The organism is Paraburkholderia sp. J10-1 (genome assembly GCF_905220165.1).
Taxonomy (GTDB): Bacteria; Pseudomonadota; Gammaproteobacteria; order Burkholderiales; family Burkholderiaceae; genus Paraburkholderia.
In genome coordinates this window covers 1-466 of sequence record NZ_CAJMYW010000075.1, presented here as the reverse complement: position 1 = coordinate 466, position 466 = coordinate 1, and the positions used below count along the sequence as shown (strand labels likewise).

Genomic DNA, 466 nt, shown 5'->3' with positions numbered 1-466 from the left:
ATTCACCACGGTCGTGGCGATGTCGTTGAACGGCTGCGCGCGGCCGCTGCCGAGATTGAAGATGCCCGTCTTCTGCGGATGATCGAAGAAGAACAGGTTGACCTTCACGACGTCCTCGACGGAGACGAAGTCGCGCGTCTGCTCGCCCGGCGCATAGCCGTTGTATTCGCCGAACAGCTTCACGCGGCCTTCGGCGCGGAACTGGTTGAAGTTGTGGAACGCCACCGAAGCCATGCGCGCCTTGTGCGTCTCGCGCGGCCCGTACACGTTGAAGTAGCGAAAGCCCGCAATCTGGCTTTGCGCCGTGGGCAGCACGCGGCGGATCACCTGGTCGAACAGGAACTTCGAATAGCCGTATACGTTCAGCGGCGCTTCGACTTCGCGTTCTTCGACAAAGCGCGTCGAGCCGCCATAGATCGCCGCCGACGACGCGTACAGAAACTGCACGCGCTGTGCGAGGCACGCA

At 62.2% G+C, this 466-nt stretch carries 1 protein-coding gene; it reads right to left on the bottom strand.

What is annotated here, in order from left to right; genetic code table 11:
• Positions 1-466 (bottom strand): NAD-dependent epimerase/dehydratase family protein (locus U5A65_RS40775; protein ID WP_321949737.1); only part of this gene is annotated, 466 nt, incomplete at both ends.